20 protein-coding genes and 2 pseudogenes are annotated in these 22856 nt (G+C 54.9%); 12 read left to right on the forward strand and 10 right to left on the reverse strand.

What is annotated here, in order from left to right; all coding sequences use genetic code 11:
- The first annotated feature begins 2 nt into the window (after nucleotides 1-2).
- A complete protein-coding gene (gene arsC, locus ACU4F7_RS16515; RefSeq protein ID WP_024558715.1) occupies nucleotides 3-356 on the forward strand; it encodes an arsenate reductase (glutaredoxin) in 354 nt (117 codons plus the stop codon).
- A gap of 29 nt (nucleotides 357-385) precedes the next feature.
- Here arsC and ACU4F7_RS16520 read toward each other — a convergent pair whose 3' ends face one another.
- The 3 genes from ACU4F7_RS16520 to upp form a co-directional block, all read right to left on the reverse strand.
- Nucleotides 386-1087: a DnaA inactivator Hda gene (locus ACU4F7_RS16520; protein WP_024555087.1), complete on the reverse strand. Its 702-nt coding sequence runs from the start codon at nucleotides 1085-1087 to the stop codon at nucleotides 386-388.
- 94 nt (nucleotides 1088-1181) lie between these two features.
- Nucleotides 1182-2471: a uracil permease gene (gene uraA / locus ACU4F7_RS16525; protein WP_024558716.1), complete on the reverse strand. Its 1290-nt coding sequence runs from the start codon at nucleotides 2469-2471 to the stop codon at nucleotides 1182-1184.
- Nucleotides 2472-2553: 82 nt separating this feature from the next.
- Complete coding sequence (upp, locus tag ACU4F7_RS16530; protein ID WP_024558717.1) at nucleotides 2554-3180, reverse strand: uracil phosphoribosyltransferase; 627 nt, start codon at nucleotides 3178-3180, stop codon at nucleotides 2554-2556.
- A gap of 232 nt (nucleotides 3181-3412) precedes the next feature.
- Between upp and purM the strand changes: the two genes are divergently transcribed.
- The 4 genes from purM to ppx all read left to right on the forward strand — a co-directional run bounded on the left by purM (nucleotide 3413) and on the right by ppx (nucleotide 8874).
- Nucleotides 3413-4450, forward strand: coding sequence for a phosphoribosylformylglycinamidine cyclo-ligase (gene purM, locus ACU4F7_RS16535; protein WP_029593586.1), 1038 nt, complete (start codon nucleotides 3413-3415; stop codon nucleotides 4448-4450).
- Entirely contained in the window at nucleotides 4450-5091 is a 642-nt protein-coding gene (gene purN, locus ACU4F7_RS16540; protein ID WP_481637374.1) for a phosphoribosylglycinamide formyltransferase, read from the forward strand. The genes purM and purN overlap by 1 nt, the downstream gene beginning before the upstream one ends.
- 174 nt (nucleotides 5092-5265) lie before the next feature.
- The gene (ppk1, locus tag ACU4F7_RS16545; RefSeq protein WP_024558720.1) at nucleotides 5266-7326 is read left to right on the forward strand and encodes a polyphosphate kinase 1; all 2061 of its coding nucleotides are present in this window, start codon (nucleotides 5266-5268) and stop codon (nucleotides 7324-7326) included.
- A 6-nt stretch (nucleotides 7327-7332) separates the two neighbouring features.
- Nucleotides 7333-8874: an exopolyphosphatase gene (ppx, locus tag ACU4F7_RS16550; RefSeq protein WP_024560304.1), complete on the forward strand. Its 1542-nt coding sequence runs from the start codon at nucleotides 7333-7335 to the stop codon at nucleotides 8872-8874.
- 32 nt (nucleotides 8875-8906) lie between these two features.
- Here ppx and ACU4F7_RS16555 read toward each other — a convergent pair whose 3' ends face one another.
- Nucleotides 8907-11129, reverse strand: coding sequence for a sensor domain-containing phosphodiesterase (locus ACU4F7_RS16555; RefSeq protein WP_481637375.1), 2223 nt, complete (start codon nucleotides 11127-11129; stop codon nucleotides 8907-8909).
- Between the two features lie 352 nt (nucleotides 11130-11481).
- On the opposite strand from ACU4F7_RS16555, the gene ACU4F7_RS16560 reads away from it, so the two are divergent.
- A complete protein-coding gene (locus tag ACU4F7_RS16560) occupies nucleotides 11482-11682 on the forward strand; it encodes a YfgG family protein (protein WP_229701866.1) in 201 nt (66 codons plus the stop codon).
- 366 nt (nucleotides 11683-12048) lie between these two features.
- On the opposite strand, the pseudogene ACU4F7_RS16565 reads toward ACU4F7_RS16560, so the two are convergent.
- From ACU4F7_RS16565 to guaB, 4 genes and pseudogenes are all read right to left on the reverse strand, one after another.
- Nucleotides 12049-12213, reverse strand: a pseudogene (locus ACU4F7_RS16565) (type II toxin-antitoxin system RelE/ParE family toxin); the annotation flags it as partial.
- Nucleotides 12214-12288: 75 nt separating this feature from the next.
- Nucleotides 12289-12384, reverse strand: a pseudogene (locus ACU4F7_RS16570) (type II toxin-antitoxin system Phd/YefM family antitoxin); the annotation flags it as partial.
- 123 nt (nucleotides 12385-12507) lie between these two features.
- Nucleotides 12508-14085, reverse strand: coding sequence for a glutamine-hydrolyzing GMP synthase (guaA, locus tag ACU4F7_RS16575; protein WP_029593589.1), 1578 nt, complete (start codon nucleotides 14083-14085; stop codon nucleotides 12508-12510).
- Nucleotides 14086-14149: 64 nt separating this feature from the next.
- Nucleotides 14150-15616: an IMP dehydrogenase gene (gene guaB / locus ACU4F7_RS16580; RefSeq protein ID WP_029593590.1), complete on the reverse strand. Its 1467-nt coding sequence runs from the start codon at nucleotides 15614-15616 to the stop codon at nucleotides 14150-14152.
- A gap of 170 nt (nucleotides 15617-15786) precedes the next feature.
- Here guaB and xseA point away from each other — a divergent pair, with 170 nt between their 5' ends.
- From xseA to ACU4F7_RS16595, 3 genes are all read left to right on the forward strand, one after another.
- Complete coding sequence (gene xseA / locus ACU4F7_RS16585) at nucleotides 15787-17160, forward strand: exodeoxyribonuclease VII large subunit (protein WP_029593591.1); 1374 nt, start codon at nucleotides 15787-15789, stop codon at nucleotides 17158-17160.
- Between the two features lie 74 nt (nucleotides 17161-17234).
- Nucleotides 17235-18260 (forward strand): M4 family metallopeptidase, encoded by a 1026-nt coding sequence (locus ACU4F7_RS16590; RefSeq protein WP_029593592.1) that lies wholly within the window; start codon nucleotides 17235-17237, stop codon nucleotides 18258-18260.
- On the forward strand, nucleotides 18260-18613 hold the full coding sequence (locus tag ACU4F7_RS16595; protein ID WP_024558728.1) for a protealysin inhibitor emfourin: 354 nt from the start codon (nucleotides 18260-18262) through the stop codon (nucleotides 18611-18613). The genes ACU4F7_RS16590 and ACU4F7_RS16595 overlap by 1 nt, the downstream gene beginning before the upstream one ends.
- On the opposite strand, the gene ACU4F7_RS16600 is transcribed toward ACU4F7_RS16595, so the two are convergent.
- Complete coding sequence (locus ACU4F7_RS16600) at nucleotides 18610-18831, reverse strand: zinc ribbon domain-containing protein (RefSeq protein WP_029593593.1); 222 nt, start codon at nucleotides 18829-18831, stop codon at nucleotides 18610-18612. The two genes, ACU4F7_RS16595 and ACU4F7_RS16600, sit on opposite strands and share 4 nt — an antisense overlap.
- An 860-nt stretch (nucleotides 18832-19691) precedes the next feature.
- Between ACU4F7_RS16600 and tssD the strand changes: the two genes are divergently transcribed.
- Genes tssD through ACU4F7_RS16615 form a run of 3 tightly spaced genes read left to right on the forward strand, consistent with a single transcriptional unit; the run spans nucleotide 19692 to nucleotide 20961 of the window.
- Entirely contained in the window at nucleotides 19692-20135 is a 444-nt protein-coding gene (tssD, locus tag ACU4F7_RS16605) for a type VI secretion system tube protein TssD (protein WP_481638746.1), read from the forward strand.
- Nucleotides 20136-20146: 11 nt separating this feature from the next.
- Nucleotides 20147-20515 (forward strand): DUF2778 domain-containing protein, encoded by a 369-nt coding sequence (locus tag ACU4F7_RS16610; protein ID WP_029593595.1) that lies wholly within the window; start codon nucleotides 20147-20149, stop codon nucleotides 20513-20515.
- Nucleotides 20512-20961: a hypothetical protein gene (locus ACU4F7_RS16615; protein ID WP_029593596.1), complete on the forward strand. Its 450-nt coding sequence runs from the start codon at nucleotides 20512-20514 to the stop codon at nucleotides 20959-20961. Before ACU4F7_RS16610 ends, ACU4F7_RS16615 begins: the two co-directional genes overlap by 4 nt.
- A gap of 352 nt (nucleotides 20962-21313) precedes the next feature.
- On the opposite strand, the gene der is transcribed toward ACU4F7_RS16615, so the two are convergent.
- Complete coding sequence (gene der / locus ACU4F7_RS16620; RefSeq protein WP_024558733.1) at nucleotides 21314-22792, reverse strand: ribosome biogenesis GTPase Der; 1479 nt, start codon at nucleotides 22790-22792, stop codon at nucleotides 21314-21316.
- Nucleotides 22793-22856 lie beyond the last annotated feature (64 nt).

Below are 22856 nucleotides of genomic sequence, written 5' to 3' on the forward strand. Positions count from 1 at the left end.
TCATGTCTCAGGACGTGACGATTTATCACAACCCGCGCTGCTCTAAAAGCCGCGAAACGCTGAACCTGTTAAAAGCGCGCGGCGTTGAGCCGCAGGTAGTGCTTTATCTGGATACGCCGCCCGATGCGCAGACGCTGAAAGGGTTATTGCACATGCTCGGCATGAAGAGCCCGCGCGAGCTTATGCGCACTAAAGAGGATTGCTATAAAGAGCTTAAGCTTGCTGATGAAACAAATGACGAGGCGTTGATTGCGGCGATGGTGAATAACCCGAAGCTGATTGAACGCCCGGTTGTGGTTAACAACGGCCAGGCGCGCATTGGCCGCCCGCCGGAGTCAGTGCTGGAAATCCTGTAATCCTCACCTTGTAGCGGGCACCCTGCCCGCTATAGATTCAGAATCTCTTTGACAAACGGAATGGTCAGCTTGCGCTGGGCGGTAATAGAAGCTCTGTCGAGTTGATCAAGCGTCATAAACAGCGTGCGCATCTCGCGATCCAGGCGTTTAAGCAGAAAGCGCCCCACATCTTCCGGCAGCTCAAACCCGCGTAAACGCGCGCGCAGTTGCAGCGCCTGCAGCTTGTCGTCATCCGAAAGCGGCTGCAGCTTATAGATTTGCCCCCAGTCGAGGCGCGAAGCGAGATCCGGCAGATGCAGGTTAAGCTGGCGCGGCGGACGATCGCCTGTGATCAACAGCCGGGTATTGCCCGACTCCAGGATCCGGTTGTAGAGATTGAAGATAGCCATCTCCCAGGGCTCGTCGCCGGCAATGCATTCGATGTTGTCGATACAGACCAGCGAGAGTTGCTCCATTCCTTCCAGCACTTCCGGTACGAACCAGGTGCGCTTATCGAGCGGAACGTAGCCCACGGCGTCGCCGCGCTGGGAAAGCTCGGCACAGGCGGCGTGCAGCAGGTGGCTGCGACCGGCCCCTTCTCTGGCCCAGAAATAGATGTACCCGCTGTGCTCCTGGCGCAGCACATTCTGTAGCGCGGCTAAAAGCGAAGGATTATCACCCGGCCAGAAACTTGCGAAGGTTTCATCGTCGGGCAGCCAGAGCGGCAAAGAGAGCTGTGCCGGAGTGTTCAGAGGGACCTCTTCAAAGGCTTACAGAAAAACGCGCTGAGTTTACCACAGAATCGTTTCGCTGTTGAACCGGGCGGATCGCCGCCCGGTATCAGGATCAGGAATGTTTTTCAGCCTGTTCATCCGCGTCCAGCACCACCTCTTCCGGGCGCAACACGCTGATAAGTTTGAAAATAAGGCTTAAACCTACGCCGACGATAGTCGCCAGCGCCATGCCTTTCAACTCCGCCGCGCCAACATGCACTTTCGCGCCGCTCACGCCGATAATCAGAATCACGGAGGTCAGGATCAGGTTCTGCGCTTTGCTGTAATCGACTTTGGATTCGATCAGCACGCGGATGCCGGAGGCGCCAATTACGCCGTAAAGCAGCAGCGAAACGCCGCCCATCACCGGCACCGGGATTATCTGAATCGCCGCGGCCAGCTTGCCGACGCAAGAGAGCAGAATGGCGATAATAGCCGCGCCGCCGATAACCCAGGTGCTGTAAACGCGGGTGATTGCCATTACGCCGATGTTCTCGCCATAAGTGGTGTTCGGCGTGGAGCCGAAGAAACCGGAAATCATGGTGGAGAAGCCGTTGGCGAACATCGAGCGGTGCAGGCCCGGGTCGCGCAGCAGATCTTTCTTCACAATGTTCGCCGTTACCACCAGGTGACCGACATGTTCGGCGATAACCACCAGCGCCGCAGGCAGAATGGTAAAGATGGCGAACCATTCAAAACGCGGGGTGTAAAACGTCGGCAATGCAAACCAGTGCGCCTGCTGGATAGGCGCGGTGTCCACAACGCCCAGCGCAAAAGAGAGCGCGTAGCCCGCCAGCACGCCAATCAAAATCGGGATAATGGCGAGGAAGCCGCGGAACAGCACGGAGCCGAATACCGTTACCGCCAGCGTTACCAGCGAGATGGTGATGGTCGTGGAATCCGCTGTCTGCCCTTGCGCCGGCAGCAAGCCTGCCATGTTGGCGGCGACGCCCGCCAGCTCCAGGCCAATAACGGCGACAATGGCGCCCATCGCCGCAGGCGGGAACATCACATCCAGCCAGCCGGTTCCCGCTTTTTTCACGATCAGCGCCACCAGGCAAAAGAGCGCGCCGCAGACGATAAAGCCGCCCAGCGCCATCTCATAACCGAGCGGCAGCAGCAGCAGCACCGGTGAGATAAAGGCAAAGCTTGAGCCCAGATAAGCGGGAATTTTTCCTTTACAGATAAAGAGATAAAGCAGCGTACCGATGCCGTTGAACAGCAGCACGGTAGCCGGGTTGATATGAAACAGGATTGGCACCAGCACGGTAGCGCCAAACATGGCGAACAGGTGCTGCAAACTAAGCGGGATAGTCTGTAAAAGCGGCGGTCTTTCACTTACCCCGATAGCACGGCGCGTCATAGTGTTTTCCTCAAGTGTCGTTGTGTGCAAATGTTATGTTGCTGGACCAAAAAAAAGCCGACTATCAAAGTCGGCTCATTTTTTATTTCGTACCAAATATCTTGTCGCCCGCGTCGCCGAGGCCCGGAATAATGTATCCGTGCTCATTCAGTCCTTTGTCGATAGAAGCGGTGTAAAGCTCAACGTCCGGATGCGCTTTTTCCAGCGCCGCGATGCCTTCCGGCGCCGCTACCAGCACCAGCACTTTGATGCTGCTGCAGCCCGCTTTTTTCAGCAGATCGATGGTGGCTATCATCGAACCGCCGGTCGCCAGCATCGGGTCGACCACCAGCGCCATGCGCTCGTCGATATTCGAAACCAGTTTCTGGAAGTAAGGCACTGGCTCAAGCGTGGTTTCGTCACGGTAGATGCCTACCACGCTGATGCGCGCGCTCGGCACGTGCTCCAGTACCCCTTCCATCATGCCAAGCCCGGCGCGAAGGATAGGCACTACCGTAATCTTCTTACCTTTAATCTGTTCGACTTCCACCGGGCCGTTCCAGCCTTCGATGGTTACTTTTTCGGTAGCCAGGTCGGAGGTCGCTTCGTAGGTCAGCAGGCTCCCGACTTCAGAGGCGAGTTCACGAAAGCGTTTGGTGCTGATGTCATGCTCGCGCATCAGGCCAAGCTTGTGTTTGACGAGTGGGTGTTTCACTTCCACGATCTTCATACTCTTTCTCCCCAGAAAAGTGGCTACCACAAAAAAAATCGCCGGATTATACCGCTTTTTCAAGCGCGCGCCATACGTAATGGGCTTGATCGCGATCAAGCGAACGGGAATCAGTCAGCCAAAGGCAGAAGCGCTTTCTCAAAGAGAAGGGGATAGCAAACGTTTGCCTTGGCTGTTAGAATTGCCGCGTTTTCTCTTATACCACCAACCGCAACCGCGTGGGGATTGTGCAGTGACCGATAAAACCTCTCTCAGCTATAAAGACGCCGGTGTAGATATTGACGCAGGCAACGCTCTGGTTGACCGCATCAAAGGCGTAGTGAAAAAGACCCGCCGCCCGGAAGTGATGGGTGGACTGGGCGGATTCGGCGCGCTGTGCGCTCTGCCGCAAAAATATCGCGAGCCCGTGCTGGTCTCCGGCACTGACGGCGTCGGCACCAAGCTGCGCCTGGCGATGGATCTGAAGCGTCACGACACAATCGGTATCGACCTTGTCGCCATGTGCGTTAACGATCTGGTGGTTCAGGGCGCCGAGCCGCTCTTTTTCCTCGACTATTACGCGACCGGCAAGCTGGACGTAGAGACGGCTTCCAGCGTGATTAGCGGCATCGCCGAAGGCTGCCTGCAATCGGGTTGCGCGCTGGTAGGCGGCGAAACCGCCGAAATGCCGGGCATGTATCACGGCGAAGATTACGACGTCGCTGGTTTTTGCGTAGGCGTGGTTGAAAAATCTGAAATTATCGACGGCGCAAAAGTGGCGGATGGCGATGTGCTGATAGCCCTTGGCTCCAGCGGCCCGCACTCCAACGGCTATTCGCTGGTGCGCAAAATCCTTGAGGTGAGCGGCGCGGACCCGCAAGCTACCGAACTGGAAGGCAAACCGCTGGCGGATCACCTGCTGGCGCCGACGCGCATTTATGTCAAATCCGTGCTGGAGCTGATTGAGAAAGTCGATGTGCATGCTATCGCCCACCTGACCGGCGGCGGCTTCTGGGAGAATATTCCGCGCGTGCTGCCGGATAACACCCAGGCCGTTATCGACGAATCGTCATGGCAGTGGCCTGCGGTGTTTACCTGGCTGCAGCAGGCGGGCAACGTCAGCCGTCACGAGATGTATCGCACCTTCAACTGCGGCGTCGGCATGGTTATCGCCCTGCCCGCCTCTGAGGTGGACGGCGCGCTGCAACTGCTTAACAGCAAAGGTGAAAAGGCGTGGAAAATCGGTATCATCAACGCTTCTGATTCCGAACAGCGCGTGGTTATTGAGTAATGAAAAACATCGTGGTGCTTATTTCCGGCAACGGAAGCAATCTGCAGGCGATTATCGACGCCTGCGAGACAAAGCGGATTAACGGCGCCATCAAAGCGGTGTTCAGCAATAAGGCCGACGCGTTCGGCCTTGAGCGCGCGCGCGAGGCGGGCATTCCCGCCCATGCGCTGACAGCGGCGCAGTTCGCCAGCCGCGAAGCTTTCGACCGCGAGCTCATGCAGGAGATCGACGCCTACGCGCCGGACCTCGTGGTGCTGGCAGGCTATATGCGCATCCTCAGCCCCGATTTTGTCGCGCATTATCAGGGGCGGCTTATCAATATTCACCCTTCCCTACTGCCGAAGTATCCAGGTCTGCATACTCACCGCCAGGTACTGGAAAACGGCGACGAAGAGCACGGCACTTCGGTACATTTTGTCACCGACGAACTCGACGGCGGACCGGTTATTTTGCAGGCGAAAGTGCCGGTTTTCCCGGGCGACACGGAAGAGGAGATAACCGCCCGCGTGCAGCATCAGGAACACGCCATTTACCCGCTGGTAATAAGCTGGTATGTCGACGGACGTCTGGCGATGCGCGATGGCGCCGCCTGGCTGGACGGACTCCCGCTTCCCGCTCAGGGACACGCTGCAGACGAATGATAAAAAGGGCCAAATGGCCCTTTTTTCAATATGTTCAGTCCATTTTCGGCAGGCCGCGCGCTTTCTTGTCATACTTCTCTGGCACAGTTGGACATCGTGCGGCAATGCTCGCCATAATAGCGGCTGAGACGGATTTGCCACGTCCCGAGTGAATAAACCGGAGTGTGAGTAGTAATGGGTCAGGAAAAGCTATATATCGAAAAAGAACTGAGTTGGCTCTCTTTCAACGAGCGCGTGCTCCAGGAGGCGGCGGACAAAAGCAACCCGCTGATTGAGCGCATGCGTTTTTTGGGGATTTACTCCAACAACCTCGATGAGTTTTACAAGGTGCGCTTCGCGGAACTCAAGCGCCGTATCATCATTAGCGAAGAGCAGGGTTCACACTCACATTCCCGCCACCTGTTAGGCAAGATCCAGTCCCGCGTGTTGAAAGCGGATCAAGAGTTTGACGGCCTGTATAACGATCTGCTGCTGGAGATGGCGCGCAATCAAATTTTCCTCATTAACGAAAGACAGCTTTCTGAGAATCAGCAAACCTGGCTGCGCCACTATTTCAAACATTATCTGCGCCAGCACATTACCCCTACGCTTATCAACCGCGACACCGATCTCGTTCAGTTTCTGAAAGACGATTACACCTATCTGGCGGTGGAGATTATTCGCGGCGATGAAATCCGCTATGCGCTGCTTGAGATCCCCTCCGACAAAGTACCGCGCTTCGTCAACCTGCCGCCGGAAGCGCCGCGCCGACGTAAACCAATGATTCTTTTGGATAACATCCTGCGTTTCTGTCTGGAAGACATCTTTAAGGGCTTTTTCGATTACGACGCGCTCAACGCTTACTCCATGAAGATGACGCGCGACGCCGAGTACGATTTAGTGCATGAGATGGAGTCGAGCCTGCTGGAACTTATGTCGTCAAGCCTCAAGCAGCGTCTGACCGCTGAGCCGGTACGCTTTGTTTATCAACGCGATATGCCGGACGCGATGGTAGAAATGCTGCGCCAGAAGCTCTCTATTTCTCGCTACGACTCGATAATTCCAGGCGGTCGTTATCACAACTTCAAAGACTTCATCAGCTTCCCGAATGTCGGCAAAGCAAACCTGGTGAACAAGCCGCTGCCGCGCCTGCGTCATATCTGGTTTGATAAATTCCGCAACGGCTTTGACGCCATTCGCGAGCGCGACGTGCTGCTCTACTACCCCTACCACACTTTCGAACATGTGCTGGAGCTGCTGCGTCAGGCGTCGTTCGACCCAAGCGTGCTGGCTATTAAGATAAACATCTACCGCGTGGCGAAAGATTCCCGCATCATCGACTCCATGATCCATGCGGCGCACAACGGCAAAAAAGTGACGGTGGTGGTGGAGCTTCAGGCGCGCTTTGATGAAGAAGCGAATATCCACTGGGCGAAACGCCTCACCGAGGCGGGCGTGCATGTTATTTTCTCCGCCCCCGGGCTTAAAATTCACGCCAAACTGTTCCTTATCTCCCGTAAAGAGGGAGAGGAAGTGGTGCGTTACGCCCATATCGGCACCGGTAACTTTAACGAGAAAACCGCGCGCATTTATACCGACTACTCGCTGCTGACCGCCGATGCGCGCATCACCAACGAAGTGCGCCGCGTCTTTAATTTTATCGAGAACCCCTATCGCCCGGTGAGCTTCGACTACCTGCTGGTGTCGCCGCAAAATTCTCGCCGCCTGCTTTATGAGATGATAGACACCGAGATCGCCAATGCGCAGCAGGGCTTGCCTGCCGGCATTACGCTTAAGCTGAATAACCTCGTCGATAAAGGTCTGGTGGACCGGCTTTACGCCGCTTCGAGCGCCGGCGTGCCGGTAAACCTGCTGATTCGCGGTATGTGCTCGCTTCTCCCGCAGCTGGAAGGGCTGAGTGATAATATTCGTGTAATCAGCATCGTGGACCGCTATCTTGAGCACGATCGCATCTATATCTTCGAGCGCGGCGGCGATAAGCAGGTTTATCTTTCTTCCGCAGACTGGATGACGCGCAACATCGATTACCGTATCGAAGTTGCCGCGCCGTTGCTTGATCCTCGACTCAAGCAGCGGATCCTGGATATTATCGACATCTTGTTCAGCGATACGGTGAAAGCCCGTATTATCGATAAAGAACTGAGCAATCGCTACGTGCCGCGCGGCAATCGCCGGAAAGTGCGCGCGCAGCTGGCGATTTACGACTATCTCAAATCACTCGAGCAACCTGACTGATACTCTATGCCGATAAACTCACAAGCTCCGCGACCGCAGGAATTCGCTGCGGTCGACCTCGGCTCTAACAGCTTCCATATGGTCATCGCCCGCGTTGTGGATGGCGCGATGCAAATCATCGGACGACTGAAACAGCGTGTGCATCTGGCCGACGGGCTGGACGCCAATAATATGCTGACGGAGGAGGCCATGGAGCGCGGCCTCTCCTGCCTTTCGCTCTTTGCCGAACGGTTGCAGGGCTTCTCGCCCGCTAACGTCTGCATTGTTGGCACCCATACCCTGCGTCAGGCAGTTAACGCGCCGGAGTTTCTTAAGCGCGCTGAACAGGTTATCCCCTACCCCATCGAAATCATTTCGGGCAATGAAGAAGCGCGCCTGATTTTTATGGGAGTGGAGCATACGCAGCCAGAGCGCGGCCGCAAGCTGGTTATTGATATCGGCGGCGGCTCGACGGAGCTTGTTATCGGTGAAGATTTCGAGCCGCAGCTGGTGGAAAGCCGTCGGATGGGGTGCGTGAGTTTTGCGCAGCATTTCTTCGCCAATGGCGAGATAACGCCGGATAATTTCCGTCGCGCTCGTCTTGCGGCGGTGCAAAAGCTGGAAAGCCTCGCCTGGCAGTATCGCCTGCATGGCTGGAGCGTGGCGCTTGGCGCCTCCGGCACCATCAAAGCGGCGCACGAAGTGCTGCTGGCGATGGGCGAAAAAGACGGGCTTATCACGCCCGATCGTCTGGATAAGCTGCGTGATGAAGTGCTGAATTATAAAAGCTTCGCTTCTCTGACGCTGCCAGGGCTCTCGGAAGAGCGCAAGGCGGTATTCGTACCGGGGCTGGCGATTTTGTGCGGCGTGTTCGACGCGCTGGCGATTCGCGAATTGCGTCTTTCCGACGGCGCACTGCGCGAAGGAGTGCTGTATGAGATGGAAGGCCGTTTCCGCCATCAGGATATCCGCAGCCGCACCGCGCAAAGCCTTGCGAACCAGTACCATATTGACCGTGAACAGGCGCGTCGCGTGCTGGATACCACCACGCTGATGTATGAGCAGTGGCAAGCGCAAAACGCTAAACTGGCCAACCCGCAGCTGGCGGCGTTGCTGAAGTGGGCGACAATGCTGCATGAGGTGGGCCTTACCATCAACCACAGCGGCATGCACCGCCACTCCGCCTATATTTTGCAGCATAGCGACCTGCCAGGCTTTACGCAGGAACAGCAGGCTTTGATGGCGACGCTGGTGCGTTTTCACCGTAAGGCTGTCAAGCTCGATGAGCTACCCCGCTTTACGCTGTTTAAGAAAAAGCAGTATCTGCCGCTGATTCAGATCCTGCGTCTTGGCGTGTTGCTCAACAACCAGCGCCAGGCCACCACTACCCCGCCGACGCTGGTTCTTGAAACAGACGATAGCCACTGGACGCTGCGCTTCCCGCATGACTGGTTCAGCCAGAACGCGCTGGTCATGCTTGACCTTGAGCGCGAGCAGCAGTACTGGGAAGGGGTGACGGGCTGGCGGCTGACCATCGAAGAAGAGGCCAGCCCGGAAGTGGCGGCCTGATTCTTTTGAGAGGAGCGCATACGCGCTCCTTTTTAATTGCCTGCAACCAGCGATTCAAGCGGCAGCGGGTGGCCAATCAGAAACCCCTGCAGATAGTCGATGCCCAAAGACCGCACCAGTTCGCCCGTCGCCTCGTTCTCGACAAACTCCGCCACAATCTGCATCTTCTTCATGCGCGCCAGATGGCACATCGACTCGACAATCTGGTAATCCAGGCTGCTGACCGCCAGGTTGCGAATAAAGCTGCCGTCGATTTTCATGATGTCGGCGTCAATGTTTTTCAGGCGGGAATAACTTGCATATCCGGTGCCGAAATCGTCAATCGCAATCCGGCAGCCCATGGCGCGCAGCCGCTGCACATTCTGGTGCGTCTGTTCATAATGACCAGGCGAGTTGCTTTCGGTTATCTCAAAAATGATCTGCCAGGCCTCTATCTGATAGCGTGTCAGCAGTGCATGAACCTCATTCGGAAAGAGGGTCCGGCAGAGCGAAGAGGCGGTAAGGTTAACGGCAAACCGACAAGCGGGCATTTTTTCACGCCATTTCGCCATAAAGGCCAGCGTATTTTCCAGCACCATGAGATCTATCCGGGAGGAGAGGCCAAACTCCTGCGCCACCGGCAAAAACCGCTCCGGCAGAATAAGCTCGCCGTGTTTGCCCTGCATTCTAAGCAGCACTTCGTAGTAATCATCGCCCCGCGCACCTTCAATCGGCTGCGCCATAAGGACGAACTGATTGTGGTCCAGCGCATGTTGTAGCTCATTAAACATGTCTACTTTGCGCTTCACCGCTTGTTGAATATGGTTCGCCCCGCGATCCTGCACGCTTTCCGGCCGGTTAGTGACCAGCGACAGATCGGCCATCGTGCTCATTTCTCCTAACAGTAAATGCAGGTGCCTTACGGGCGTGCGGACAAAGCTATAGCTGATGCCCACCTGCGGCTGAAGCGGCATGCCATCCCACATAAAACGGAACTGCCTGATATGCTGCGCAAGCCTGTCGATTCGCTCCGGGTGCGACTCCGTTCGCAGGCGCAACACCATGTCATGCCCGGAAAGCTGATAGGTCAGCTCATCCGGCTCCATAACCTCGCGCAGCCAGGCCGCCATGCGCTGTTTGTAATAGACGCGCAGCATCAGCCCATAGTTTCGCCCCAGCAGATCCAGTTCGGGAATACGTATAAAGCAGAGTATCGACCATGGCGTGTCGCCAAGATCGCGGCTGAGCGCCCGCAGGTTGGGCAGATGAAAAAGCGGATCGATCAGGGCAAGCCGCCTCCCCCGCTGATGCACAACCCGCTGGCGCGTGGAGGTGAGCGCCATAAAGATAATCACCAGCGAGAAGATGCCGTAGCTTGAGGAGTTAATCACCAACTGGAAGTTATAGTCCGGCAGCGGCGGAAAATAGCGGTAAAAGTAGTGACATAACAGAATCAACAACGGCGTCCATACCGTAATAACCAGAAAATAGCCAAAGCGCATGGCGCCCCACAGCATGAGCGGGAGCAATAGCGAAAGCGAATAGTTAGTGCTGAATATCGTCGAGTCCGGCCCCAACGGCAACAGCAGTAAAAGGAACAGCCCGCCGAGCAGCGCAAACCAGATGCCCAGTTCAGCTTTTGTTACGCGTTTGTCGCACTGCGCGCGCATCTGGCTTACAAAAGCCTTAAGGTAACGAGGATGTCTTATCGCTCTGATAATAAGACAAAAAAGCGGGATCCCCGTCAGGCAGCCTACCAGCACAGCCTGATAGTTTACGAGCATCAGCAGGGTAAAAGGATTTTCTCCCATCAGCCGTACATGCTCATCATACAGGCCAAAGAACGTGGCAAACTGATAAAAAAGGATAAAGACCGAGGCGTTAACAAACACCAGCCAGAAAAGGCGTTGTCCCGTGCATTTCGAATACCAGCCTGAAACGGGCGCCATGCGGGTGGCGAAAACCCGGTAGCCGCCCCAGCTAAGCAGGGCTGACAGTAAAAAATGAATAACGATAATTAACACATCGCTTTTACAGCGAAAGGCGTGATAGTTCACCACCAGCCCCAGCACGATCCCGGGCAACGCCGCCCAGCCATAAAAGAGCAGCAAGGCGGTGACCAGCGCCAGCGGCAGGTAATAAAGCATTACCGGCACGCCATCAATTGACGTGATGGTATTGCACAGGCGGGCAAGCGGCAGCAGAACCAGCGGAAGTATTAAGGGCAATCCCCACCATTTCTGTTTGTACATATTGAGTATTGTTTTCGGCTGCATAGATGCTCGATTAAAACCCCTTGTCCGTAAGGCGTTTAGGCAGGCATCCAACCTGGCCGGAAGTTACCGCCGTCTGCGGCGACAGAGACGGAATGGAGTGAAATTTTAGTTAAGGAAGACAATTAATAATTGATATATATCAATTTATTGGTTGTCCCTGAGTTTTATCCGCTGACTTTACATTGATCCAGACGGAATATATTTATTTAACTAATGCCAAATATCTTTTAGATAACAGCCAGTAATCATCGGTTGACGGATTTTTACATGATGAAGAATTGACCTGTTCGTCACGCTGTGCCTTAATAGCAACGTCGCCCGCAGCTGCCGGGCAAACCTGAAGGATACTGGTGTGACACAGGCCACCTCCCCCTTACGAATACGAAAACGACACCGTTTTAACAGCCGCATGACCCGCATTGTGCTGCTTATCAGCTTTCTCTTCCTCTTTGGCCGCTTTGTCTACTCCGCTGTAGGCGCATGGTATCACTACCAGGACAAAGTTCAGGCACAGCAATCCAGTCTGACTATCGAAACTACGTCGCCACGCTAATCGCTATTCTACCCTGAGTTGACACTGCCCGAGCGGCGCGGTGGGATTATTTTCGCCTTTAGTGATGCTTAATGAACAAGGTTTAATCTATCGCGCCCAAAGAAAAGGCCGTATCGAAGCCATAACCTGTCTGGCTTGCTGGTTGCGTTAATCACGTTAATAAAATCTGAGCGGCAAACGCGGCGTGTTTAATCTTAGAAATTCACTTTATTCGCCATGCCGGACGCTGGAATTATCGGGTTTATATACCTGTTTTTACCGCTTATTAATAAAGCAAAATACTATCCACTTTCCTTCGGGTTAATAAAAATCCTCCGCGCAGCAGAGGGCTTTAATGACGTTATCAGGAAATAAAAAAGGTTGTTATCAGGCTATTATCAGACGCTTAAACAGTAACGGCTGGAGATCCTGCCGATGTGCCAGGATAGCATGCGCGGCCACTAAGGGGCCGTCTACGGAATACAAAACCCGGTAATCTTCACCATGGTTAAACTCACGGTATTTGGCGCAGCCAATTTTCAGTAGTTCAGGGTAAATCTGCAATAACCGGGCATGGTTTAATATCAACACGGCGCAGGAACGGCGTTATTTTGTCGATATAGTGCTTTACCGTAAGCGTGTACTTAAAGTCACCTGCTTGAGCAAAGCAATGGCGTTTTCCCGTTCCTGCTGGTCACAGGACCCTATAACATAAGCAGACACTGAGTACCATAAACGGTGCACCACATAGAAAATTCATGAATGCGCATAAAGAAAACCCTCTGTATAAACAGAGGGTTATATTCACTTTTACCTGTTCATGAAAACACAGGAAGGGTCATCTAATTATTCCCACTCGATCGTCGCTGGCGGCTTGCCGCTGATGTCATACACCACGCGGGAGATGCCGTTCACTTCATTGATGATGCGGTTGGAAACGCGGCCGAGGAAATCGTACGGCAGGTGCGCCCAGTGTGCGGTCATGAAGTCGATAGTTTCGACCGCGCGCAGAGAAACGACCCAGTCATATTTACGGCCATCGCCCATCACGCCAACGGAGCGAACCGGCAGGAAGACGGTGAATGCCTGGCTGACTTTGTTATAGAGATCGGCGCGGCGCAGCTCGTCGATGAAGATAGCGTCGGCGCGACGCAGCAGATCGCAATATTCTTTCTTCACTTCGCCCAGCACGCGAACGCCGAGGCCCGGCCCCGGGAACGGATGGCGATAAAGCATGTCGTACGGCAGGCCCAGCTCCAGACCAATCTTACGCACTTCGTCTTTGAACAGCTCTTTCAGCGGCTCAACGAGGCCCATCTTCATCTCTTTCGGCAGACCGCCGACGTTATGGTGAGATTTGATAACGTGCGCTTTGCCGGTCGCGGACGCGGCGGATTCAATCACATCCGGATAGATGGTGCCCTGCGCCAGCCATTTCACATCTTCAAGCTTCAGCGCTTCTTCGTCGAACACTTCCACAAAAACGCGGCCAATGATTTTACGCTTCGCTTCAGGGTCATTTTCGCCCGCCAGCGCTTCCAGGAAGCGCGCTTCCGCCGGTACGTGAACAATGTTGAGACCAAAATGGTCGCCGAACATGTCCATCACCTGCTCAGCTTCATTCAGGCGCAGCAGGCCGTTGTCCACGAACACGCAGGTCAGACGGTCTCCGATGGCGCGATGCAGCAGCATCGCTGTAACGGAAGAATCCACGCCGCCGGAGAGGCCGAGGATAACTTTATCATCACCCACCTGCTGGCGGATGCGCTCAACCGCGTCGTCAATAATTTTTGCCGGCGTCCATAGCGCTTCACACTGACAAATATCGCGCACGAAGCGCTCCAGCATACGCAGGCCCTGGCGCGTGTGGGTTACTTCCGGATGGAACTGCACGCCGTAGAAACGTTTTTCTTCGTTAGCCATAATGGCGAACGGGCAGGTTTCGGTGCTGGCGACGGTGACGAAGTCGGACGGAATAGCGGTCACTTTGTCGCCGTGGCTCATCCACACGTCCAGCAGCGGGTTGCCGCTCGCGCTCAGCGCGTCTTCAATACCATGGATCAGCGCGCTGTCGGTTTGCACCTCTACCTGCGCATAACCGAACTCACGCTCGTTAGAGCCTTCAACATGACCGCCGAGCTGCATCGCCATGGTCTGCATGCCATAGCAAACGCCCAGCACCGGCACGCCCGCTTCAAAAACATACTGCGGCGCGCGAGGGCTGTTCTCTTCGGTGGTGCTTTCCGGGCCGCCGGAAAGAATAATCCCGTTCGGGTTAAACTCACGAATCTGTGCTTCAGTGACATCCCAAGCCCAAAGTTCGCAGTAAACGCCCAGTTCACGCACGCGGCGGGCAACCAGCTGCGTATACTGCGAGCCGAAATCAAGAATGAGAATGCGATGTTTATGGATATTTTCCGTCATTGACGCTAATTCCGAGGCAAGTGCATTAAAGTAAATCGCCCGGCACATGGCCGGGCTAGGAAAATCAGGAGCCCATACGGTAGTTCGGGGACTCTTTGGTGATGGTCACGTCGTGTACGTGACTTTCCTGGATGCCCGCACCGCTGATGCGCACGAATTCCGCTTTGGTGCGCAGTTCGTGGATGGTAGCACAGCCGGTCAGGCCCATACAGGAACGCAGGCCGCCCATCTGCTGGTGAATAATCTCTTTCAGACGGCCTTTATAAGCCACGCGGCCTTCGATGCCTTCCGGCACCAGCTTGTCGGCGGCGTTATCGGTCTGGAAGTAACGGTCTGAGGAGCCTTTGGACATCGCGCCAAGCGAACCCATGCCGCGATAAGATTTGTAAGAACGGCCCTGATAGAGCTCGATTTCACCCGGCGATTCTTCGGTGCCAGCAAGCATTGAGCCGACCATTACCGCGCTTGCGCCCGCCGCGATAGCTTTTGCGATATCGCCGGAGAAGCGAATGCCGCCGTCGGCGATAACCGGAATGCCAGTGCCTTCCAGTGCCTCAACGGCATCGGCTACGGCCGTGATCTGCGGCACGCCAACGCCGGTGACGATGCGGGTGGTGCAGATAGAACCCGGGCCGATGCCCACTTTCACCGCGCTTACGCCCGCATCCGCCAGCGCTTTCGCGCCCGCCGCGGTCGCCACGTTGCCGCCGATGATTTGCAGGTTCGGGTATTTCGCACGGGTTTCGCGAATACGCTGCAGCACGCCTTCAGAGTGACCGTGAGAGGAGTCAATCAGCAATACGTCGACGCCTGCGGCCACCAGCGCATCCACGCGCTCTTCGTTGCCGGCGCCGGCGCCTACTGCCGCGCCAACGCGCAGACGGCCTTGCTCGTCTTTACAGGCGTTCGGCTTACGTTCCGCTTTCTGGAAGTCTTTTACGGTGATCATGCCGCGCAGGTGGAAGCTGTCATCCACAACCAGCGCTTTTTCAACGCGTTTTTCATGCATCTTAGCGAACACCACTTCACGGGATTCGCCTTCGCGCACGGTGACCAGGCGGGATTTCGGCGTCATGTAAACGCTGACCGGCTGAGAAAGGTCGGTGACAAAACGCACGTCGCGACCGGTGATAATGCCCACCAGCTCGTTATCTTCGGTCACAACCGGATAGCCGGCGAAGCCGTTACGCTCGGTCAGCTCTTTCACTTCGCGCAGGGTGGTGGTCGGCAGTACGGTCTGCGGGTCGGTTACCACGCCGCTTTCATGTTTTTTCACGCGGCGAACTTCTTCCGCCTGGCGCTCAATGGACATGTTTTTGTGGATAAAGCCGATGCCCCCTTCCTGCGCCAGCGCGATAGCCAGACGCGCTTCGGTGACCGTATCCATCGCAGCGGAAAGCATAGGGATATTCAGGCGGATGGTTTTAGTCAGCTGCGTGCTGAGATCGGCCGTGTTCGGCAGAACGGTAGAGTGAGCGGGAACGAGGAGAACGTCGTCAAACGTCAGAGCTTCTTTAGCGATACGTAGCATGGGCAATATCTCAACCTGGGGTGAATGAGAACAGATAAAATATTGCCGCGGCATTATACAGAGCGTAACCGATTGCTTCCACATTTTTTTACGTTAAATGCTTGCGATTGAACTGAACGGCGTTACTATCGACTAATTAACCCGCTGATTTAAAATTTGATCCAGCTCACATGTTACCCACGCAAAATTCCGGAATTTTTACCGTCAGCCGCCTGAATCAGACGGTCCGCCTGCTGCTGGAACAGGAGATGGGCCAGGTCTGGATAAGCGGCGAAATTTCTAATTTCACCCAGCCCGCCTCCGGGCACTGGTACTTCACGCTGAAAGACGATTCCGCGCAGGTGCGCTGCGCGATGTTTCGCAACAGCAACCGCCGCGTCACTTTCCGGCCTCAGCACGGCCAACAGGTGCTGGTGCGGGCTAACATCACGCTTTATGAGCCGCGCGGCGACTACCAGATAATCGTCGAGAGCATGCAGCCTGCGGGCGAAGGGCTTTTGCAGCAGCGCTACGAGCAGCTTAAGCAGCGCCTCGCCGCGGAAGGGCTTTTTGACCAGAGCCTGAAAAAACCGCTCCCCTCCCCGGCCCGCCAGGTGGGCGTCATTACGTCGAAAACCGGCGCGGCGCTGCATGATGTGCTGCACGTGCTGCAACGCCGCGACCCGTCGCTGCCGGTGGTTATCTACCCAACGGCCGTACAGGGCGACGATGCGCCGGGGCAAATTGTGCGCGCCATTGAGCTTGCCAACCGCAGGGATGAGTGCGACGTGCTGATCGTCGGGCGCGGCGGCGGCTCGCTGGAAGATTTGTGGAGCTTTAACGACGAACGCGTGGCGCGAGCGATTTTCGCCAGCCGCATTCCCATCGTCAGCGCCGTCGGCCATGAAACTGACGTAACCATCGCCGACTTTGTCGCCGACCTGCGCGCTCCGACCCCTTCTGCGGCAGCGGAGATAGTCAGCCGCAACCAGCTTGAACTGCTGCGCCAGATCCAGTCGCAGCAGCAAAGGCTGGAGATGGCGATGGATTATTTTCTTGCAAGCAATAACCAGCGCTTCACGCGTTTGCAGCATCGTCTGCAACAGCAGCATCCGCAGCTGCGGCTGGCCCGCCAGCAGACTGAACTGGTGCGTCTGAAGCAGCGCCTTGATACGGCGATAGACGCCCGCCTGCGGCGCGCTTCACTGCATCAGCAGCGGCTCTCTCAACGGCTCTCTCAGCACACGCCGCTGCCGCGCATTCATCGTCTGCAAAGCCGCCTGCAGCAGCACGAATATCGCCTGTCGCAGGCGCTAAGTTTACGACTTGGCGCTTCCCGCGAGCGCTTCGGTACGCTTGCCGCGCACCTGGAGGCGGTAAGCCCGCTCGCGACGCTCGCGCGCGGCTATAGCGTCACGCAGGCGGCGGACGGCAAGCTGCTTAAGCAAACGCGACAGGTTCAGGCGGGCGACAAGCTCACCACCCGTCTTGCGGATGGCATAGTGGAAAGCCAGGTTACCGCCATCGCGCCGATAAAAAAATCGCGTAAACCTAAAAGCGCCTGACGCTCCGGCGCTTCGCCAACTATACTGCTGCTGTTCCTTTTTTAATCGGCATTTCCCGCCAGAAGGAGAGCAGCATGATCCAGTCCCGTTATCCTACCGTTATTCCTCCCTATATCCTTCGCCGTATTATCGACCACGGCAACGAACATCAGCAGCGGTATGCGCGCCAGACGCTAACCCATGTGCAGACGCTGATGGCCGAAGGCCATGCCAAACCCCATGCCCCGCAGGCTGTCGCCAGGGGCGAGCTCATCCGCGATATTTATGATGCGAATAACACCCAGTCTCTGCCGGGCGAATCGGTGCGCAAAGAAGGCCAGCCCTCAAATGGCGACGTGGCGGTAGACGAGGCGTATGACTATCTGGGCGTAACGCATGAATTCTTCTGGAAAATTTATCAGCGCGATTCGTTGGATAACAAGGGCCTGGTGCTTAGCGGCACGGTGCATTACGGCGAGGAGTACCAGAACGCCTTCTGGAACGGCCAGCAGATGGTGTTTGGCGACGGTGACGGCGAAATTTTCAACCGTTTTACCATCGCCATTGACGTGGTCGCCCACGAGCTCAGCCACGGCGTTACCGAAACCGAAGCCGGACTGATTTATTTTGAGCAAGCCGGCGCGCTGAATGAGTCGCTCTCAGATGTCTTTGGCTCGCTGGTTAAACAGTACCACCTTGGACAAACGGCGACGGAAGCGGACTGGATAATCGGCGAAGGGTTGCTTGCAGAAGGAATTAACGGCGAAGGGTTGCGCTCGATGTCAGCGCCGGGCACCGCTTATGACGATCCGCTGCTGGGAAAAGATCCGCAACCGGCTCATATGAATGATTTTATAAAAACCCGGGAAGATAACGGCGGCGTACACCTGAACTCAGGCATCCCTAACCATGCGTTTTATCTTGCAGCTACCGCGCTGGGCGGCTATGCCTGGGAGAAGGCGGGCTATGCCTGGTATGACACGGTATGTGACCGCTCACTTGCACAAAACGCCGATTTTGCCGCCTTCGCCCGCCTGACCATCGAGCATGGCGGCACGCGTTCCGGCAGCAGCGTGGCTAATGCGATTGAAGCGGCCTGGAAACAGGTGGGAGTATTGTAATGAATGAGTTGCCGACGCTGACGGACGATGCCGTCATTGAGCTGGCGCGAGAAGGCGGGGTGGCGTTTATTCCCCGCCTGAGCGGGCTGAGGCGAATTATTCTCGCCCAGCTTAATGAAGCGCAGCGCCAGCGCATAGTGAATATTCTGCAGCAGACCTTACCGGTAGCGAAACCGCCCGGCGAGCCCGATTCACCGGGCCGCGGCGACCAGCGTTATTACCGCATCCAGATAACCTGGACGCACCATAACAGCGCCCATTACGCTGATGTGATTGTTCTGGTGCCGGAAACAAAAGCGCCGCCAGAGCTGGAAGAGCTGTGGCGGCGCGGCGAAGATTGTGTCTGCGATTAGCGTGGGACAGGCTGCCAGTCAACGCGTTTTTTTGAAATAAGGCCGTGGCCGTTCTGACAGAAGTAGTCCACCGCGCCACAGGCCTTCAGCACCTCAAGCGGCTGGTGGCAGTCAGGGCAACGCGGCTCCAGTTGGAAATCTTTATCGCACTTGGCGCAGTGCGCGCCGCCTGCTGTCTGCTCCAGCGGCTGGCGGCAATCAGGGCAGATAGTTTCCATAACGCCTCCTTATTGGCTTAACGCTCTCTTTAAGCGCGCTTCCCGCGCCATCGCACGGGAAACCGTGGCTTATTTGCCTTTCTTAATGTGAAGAACAAATAAGATCTTATTGGTTGTTTTAAAAGGAATTAATCACTTATCACATTGATTGTGCTCACCTTTGTGCACACGAAATGAGAAAGTGCTCAACTATTTGCACAATTATCAACCAGCGAGAATTACTCAATCCTACGCATATTGATGGCGTAAATCACTACCAGTGATCAAGCAATTACGTACTTTTTAACTTACTGCTGCGTACCGGTTTCCACCCTATTTAAAGCGCATCACGACCACGTATTTCACGTGGCTGTAGATCGGATAACATCGCAGCAAGGGCGCAACTTTACTTAGCTGGCGGGGAAGTATTTTGTTCAGCTTTTTTCTGCGCACTACCCAAAAAAAGCGGATCTTTCTGGATCAGGTAATACCCGATTTTGCGCAATATAAAACCCAGCTTTGACACGGCCTGTAGCCTCATTTTAGCTGTTCTGCGCACTTGAGTTTTGCGCAAAGATTTTCTGTTTTTGCGCAGTGGAGTTTTTTAATCTCGCGGGTGCAAAAATTCGACCCAAGCGAGCCGCCAAACAGGCTATGGCTTCCAGAGATTTTTCCTTTCCCCCACCCGCTTTTGGCAACCCGCATCAATAGACCACGCCATACCATCACCCACGCAAATGATGGTTAATTCATGCAAATCAATCATTACATTTACACAACTTGTTGCGCGGTATGGTTAACCGAATTTCATACAGCAACAAGGAGTTACCCCAATTTCAATACCCGTTTATCTATGGCTTTACGAGGAGGACGGAAAGCTACTGAAAGGCGGTGTTGATGTTAACGGACGAGAGGGAAGCATAGAGCTGGTGGGTATGCAGCACGACGTGTTTATCCCCACCGACGATATGACCGGCTCTGCTACCGGTACACGCCAGCATGAGGCATATACTTTAGAAAAAGAAATCGACCCATCATCCCCACTTTTATATCGCGCACTGACAACAGGCCGCACGCTGACAAAAGCTATCTTCCGATACTACCGCATCAACAATAACGGCATAGAAGAAGAATATTTCAATGCCGTGCTGGAGAGCGTGAAGGTGTGCCACGTTGTGCCAATTATGTTTGATACCAAAGATCCCGACTTCGAAAAACAGGGTCATATAGAGCATGTAGGCCTGCGTTACGAAAAAATCACGTGGAACTATGTCGATGGCAACATCCAGCACGCCGATAGCTGGAAAGAACGTAAAACAGCATAAGGAGATCACTCATGGCTAAATGGCTTTATAAGCAAAGTACTGGCGAACTGTTTCGCAACGGCAAATTAATTGAAACGGGCTACTCCGGCGCACTAACCAATAAAAACAATCCAGACCGTGAGCAGGTACGCGGCCCGGGGCCCATTCCTCGCGGTATGTGGAAGATAGGCAGTACAGGAACGAGCAAAGGGCCGCTCACCATCACCTTGAAACATATCAGCGGTAATTCCTACGCACGCGATATGCACACATTCCGTATGCACGCTGATAAGCGTGTTGGTATTGCCGGATTCGCTTCCGAAGGCTGTATGATCATGAGCCATTCAACCCGCCTCCTTGTGAGCAAAGATACAGGGGCGTCGCTGGAGGTTGTACGATGATCCGCGGATATGTACTGGCTGTAGTTCTGATGCCTGTATTTGCAATGGCAGCTACTCCCGGTAGCGAATGCGCAGCACCAGGGCATTATGTCGAAGGTATGTTACTGACCAGCATAAAGAACGATCTCGGCATCGACCTGACATCTATCCAGTACAGCAAAACAACCGTGGAGGTGCTTGATGTGCTGCCTGTGTCTGAGGTATTCGCCAGAAAAATGGCGATTGCAGATAGCCAGGCCGACTTAAAGAAATCAGCTGATCTCAGGCTTTCTGAGAGCGATTACTACAGCATGTATCACGATGGGCATGTACTGACCGTGACGGCGAAATACACGTTTACGGATAAAAACGGCAAACGTGATGAGTTCATTTCGTCAGCGTTCGCCAATGACGATGAATGCTCAGTACGGTACAACGGATATATCACCTTATCACGAGAGTTCTGACGGCTGAGGCCCCCATTACGTTGTAGTGGGCCTGTTTCACCATTCCGCCCACCATCAGCACAGGATTTTATCGTCTGGCGGCGACCTTCAAATCGTTCATTCGCTTTAATTCAGGCTTTAATCTGCATATCAGTTAGTTTCGGCATAACTGGCATCCGGTTGTACCCAGTACGGGCTAAATCATGATTGGGTAAAGATTTTTGTACCAAAAAAATAAGCACAACCCATTGAGTACACTCATGGGTACAAGGGGATTATGAGTTAACTGCCTCATTATGATAGTCCCTGATAAAAAAGCCCGCGCAATGCGGGCTTCTGTATTTTTAGAAAGTTGATGATTTTTAGTGAATCGTTATTTGCCTTTCTTAATATGCTTGATCAGACGCTTACGCTTACGCATCTGGTTTGGCGTCAGCGTATTGCGCTTATTAGCGAATGGGTTATCCCCTTCCTTGAACTGAATGCGGATAGGTGTCCCCATTACTTCCAGCGATTTGCGGAAATAGTTCATCAGATAGCGCTTGTAGGAATCCGGCAGGTCTTTCACCTGGTTGCCATGGATAACCACAATCGGCGGGTTATAACCGCCCGCGTGGGCATATTTCAGCTTCACGCGACGACCGCGCACCAGCGGCGGCTGATGATCTTCCGCCGCCATGTTCATGATGCGCGTGAGTAGCGCGGTGCTAACGCGGCGGGTTGAGCTGTCATACGCTTCGCGTACCGATTCAAACAGGTTGCCAACGCCGCTGCCGTGCAGCGCGGAGATAAAGTGCACGCGGGCGAAGTCGATAAAGCCCAGACGGTAATCAAGCGTCTCTTTCACCTGCTCTTTTACTTCCTGGCTAAGCCCGTCCCATTTGTTGACCACGATAACCAGCGAGCGGCCGCTGTTTAGAATAAAGCCGAGCAGCGACAGATCCTGGTCGGAAATACCTTCGTGAGCGTCGATAACCAGCAACACTACGTTCGCATCTTCAATGGCCTGCAGCGTTTTAATAACCGAGAACTTCTCCACCACGTCGGTGATTTTACCGCGCTTGCGCACGCCTGCGGTATCAATAAGGACATACTCGCGGCCATCACGCTCCATCGGAATGTAAATGCTGTCGCGCGTGGTGCCAGGCATGTCATAAACCACCACGCGGTCTTCGCCGAGAATACGGTTAGTGAGTGTAGACTTACCAACGTTAGGACGACCGACAATAGCGAGCTTAATCGGCAGATCCTGCGGATTGAAATCGTCTTCTTCTTCCTCAGCTTCTTCGCCGTTCTGTTCCGCTTCAAACTGCGCCCAGTATTCGGCGTCTTCGTCCACCTCTTCCGGCGGATTGATATCATCCATCCACGGCATCAGCACCTGCTCCAGCAGGCTGGTCACGCCGCGCCCGTGAGAGGCAGCGATAGGATGAATTTCACCAAGGCCCAGCGAGTAGAAATCCGCTACCGCCTGGTCCGGATCCAGCCCGTCCGTTTTATTGGCGACCAGAAACGTCGGCTTCTGGCGGCTGCGCAGATGTTTGGCGATAGCTTCATCCGCCGGCATCAGGCCCGCGCGCGCATCGACCATAAAGAGCACGACATCCGCCTCTTCAATCGCCAGCAGCGACTGCTCCGCCATGCGCGTTTCCACGCCCTCTTCCGTGCCGTCGATACCGCCGGTATCGATGCAGATAAACTCGCGGCCTTCCACTTCAGCACGACCATACTTGCGATCGCGAGTCAGCCCCGGGAAATCCGCTACCAGCGCATCACGGGTGCGAGTTAAGCGGTTAAAAAGGGTGGATTTTCCGACGTTAGGGCGCCCGACCAGCGCGACCACAGGTACCATTATCAAAGCCTCATTACTAAAAATCATGATCAAACCCCGCCGTTTTAGCAGGGTTCCAGAAAAC

This window comes from Franconibacter pulveris (assembly GCF_056780215.1).